The organism is Synechococcus sp. R8-2, from assembly GCF_047461715.1.
Classification (GTDB): domain Bacteria; phylum Cyanobacteriota; class Cyanobacteriia; order Thermostichales; family Thermostichaceae; genus Thermostichus.
In genome coordinates this window covers 1-2,720 of the sequence record NZ_JANSHQ010000027.1, presented here as the reverse complement: position 1 = coordinate 2,720, position 2,720 = coordinate 1, and the positions used below count along the sequence as shown (strand labels likewise).

At 58.8% G+C, this 2,720-nt stretch carries 2 protein-coding genes; both read right to left on the bottom strand.

The window, feature by feature from the left end; genetic code table 11:
- Positions 1–365 (bottom strand): type I restriction enzyme HsdR N-terminal domain-containing protein (locus tag NW819_RS00735; RefSeq protein WP_414412593.1); only part of this gene is annotated, 365 nt, incomplete at its 3' end.
- Positions 366–411: 46 nt separating this feature from the next.
- The gene (locus NW819_RS00730) at positions 412–2,619 is read right to left on the bottom strand and encodes a phosphoketolase (RefSeq protein WP_414412592.1); all 2,208 of its coding nucleotides are present in this window, start codon (positions 2,617–2,619) and stop codon (positions 412–414) included.
- Positions 2,620–2,720 lie beyond the last annotated feature (101 nt).

Here is a 2,720-nt window from a genome sequence, read left to right as displayed (position 1 = left end):
TTTGCATTGGTGATAATTCCCCATTTTGCAGATTTGCAGTTCTTGGCAAGCAAGTAACTTTCTATCTGACAAACTGCATCTCTATAGCAAGATCCTTCTCTGAGATTAACTGCTCTAGATTTTGCCTCCAAAAGCAAGTAGGGATTCTTCGGGGATCTAAAGAAAGTATCTTCAGGATCTCCGTTCTTTCTTGCTGCGAGATCGACCTGGCCGCAACCTGTCTCGAATTCTTCTCTAATTTCCGACTCGTCAAAGCCAAGCGCCTGCAGGAGAGGAGAAGCAAAGTGTTGGACAACAACTCGCTCTACCCTCTCGGTGGGAGACATCCTCTCAAGCTTCTCTCGGAGATATCTAGCCGCAGTCATAGGAAAAAATAAGGTGGACAATGCTAACCAAGCTAAAAGCTCGCCCTCAGCATAGCAGTTGCTTGGCTCGTTCTGACAGTGCCTGAGCTGTCAGGCCGTTGTAGTCCATCAATTCGGCGGGGGTGGCGGTGGTTTCGCCGCGTTTCCAAGCGAAGAAATCCCGCGGGCCGGCATAGCGCAACATCAAGGGTTCGAGCATCAGGCTAGATCCGCCTGTTACGCCGATGAGGGCCTCGCCGGCAAACCAAGCGGCAAATTCTTGGTCGGACATGAATTCCCCATCTGGCTGGGCACAGGTGGACCAAGCCACGTCGCCGGGGCGATACAGACGGCGGGGGTTAATCACCGAGACGATCTTGCAGCCGATCCCTTGGGCTTGGAGCTGCTCAGCCGCCTCGAACACGGGCAGGAGAATCATATCCCCCACCACGGCAAAGACGACGGTGCGGGATCCAGGAAGTTCCTGAAGGACGGTGCAGCCCTGCTCTACTGCTTGGCGGGCTTGTTCGAGGGTGGTGCGGATGGGCAGGGGGGTTTTGCTGGCGATGATAGGGATCCCTTTGTTGCAGGTGGATAGGGCCCATTCGTAGGCAGCTTGGGCACAGTTGGCATCCGGCGGGAAGAGGGGGAAGACGTTGCCGTTGCGCATCATGGCTGCCAGGTAGGCTTCAATTTCCGGGCGTTGGTGGGTCCAGCCGTTGCGCCCCTGTTCCAGAGCGCCGGCAGTGAAGAGGGCAATGGCCGAGGGGGTGGGCCGGCGTAGCTCCGCCATGGCTTGGGTTACCGTCTGCCAGATGGGTAGGCCGTTGACGGCAAAGGACTCGTAGGAGCACCACAGGGAGCGTCCGCCGAAGAGGGCTAGGCCCGCCGTTAGCCCCGCGCAGGCATCTTCGCTCAGGGGCTCATAGACTTGTCCTTGGGGCTGTTGGTTGTATAAGGGATCCACCGTGGGGTGAATCACCTTGAGACCTTGGTTCACATTGGCAATGCCGGAAGCTTCGTTGCCGTCGGCATTGGCCACCAAAAAGTCGGGATCCTTCTGCCCCACCTGCACCACGAGGGATCCGATGGCCGTGGTGGAAACCTGCTTGTCCCCTAGGGGAAACTCCGTTAGGTTTAGGGATCCCAAAGGCGGCAAAGGCCGAACGAACTCTGTAACCGCCACCTTGGCGGCTGGCCCCCCGGCTGCCCGTTGGCAGTTTTGTCGCACCAGGGCCCAAGCTGCCGGATGTAAGGCCCGCGCCCGCAGAGCCGCCACAATGTCCGGGTGATCCAGAGTGTGGTGGCCGTAGAGGTTGTGGGACTTGGATCCCTTGGCATGTACCCCAGCCCCCTTCAGTTGCTTGAGGATGAAAACCGTTAATTGTCCGCTCAGGGCTGATTGGATGGCTCGCTCCATTTCGATCAGCACCCTTTGGGCAAAGGCAAGGCGGGCTTCTAGGGAAAACTGAGTGCTGTCGACGTAAGGGCCAGGCTGTTGGGCATCGTCAAAGTCCTTGGCATCCACCAACACCACTTCCTCAAAGCCGTTGCCCCGCCAATACTCGGCCATCTGGGCGTTGCTGGCGGTGGAGATCATGCTGTGGTGCTCTTGGCTGTAGCCGTTCCAGACCAGCACCGGCAGGAAGTTGGTGCGCTGCGGGAAAGCGGTGTGGAAGTGAATCATGGAGCTCATCACATAGGGCTCCCCCAGGCCGCCATCCCCAATCGTGACCGGGAAGAGGCGATCTGGGTAGAGTAATGCCCCCGCCATGGCAAAGTGCTGCCCCTGCCCCAGCGGCCCAGCCGGCGCCAGCAGTCCGGGAATGTAGCCAGAGAGGTGACCCAACAGCCCTTCCCGCTCTCGAAAACGGGCCCGCAGGTCGGCGACGGTGTGGATGCCCATCTCGGCCAGGGATCCATCCAAAAACATGGCCGCGTAAAAGCCCGGCGCGTGGTGCCCAACTTCGGTGGGGATGTTCTTCTGGCCCAGGTACACCAGAGCTGCATAGGCTTCTGCTTGGCTGGCAAATCCGCCCGGATGGCCTGAGGCTTTGCTGGCGGTCATTTGCAGGGTGAGGTAGCGCAAGGCATCGGCATAGAGCAAGGTTTGGTAGGCGGCCATACGACTGCCGGGATCCCTCAGTTTCCCGGTGCCGGCATCCACTGCAGGGGCCTGGCCCAGGCGGTCAAATTCCGGCCAGGGATCCCCGAAGTACTGGATCCCTTCGCAAAAGGCGGGGACTTGGGCAGTTGCCTCCTGAGCCAGTGTCATCGGTTCAGCCTCACGCTTGTTGGGTTATTCACACTCACTGTAAACCCGATAACGCTTTTTGGATGTTGTAAACTACCCAACCCTGACTGCTTCGCAGTACA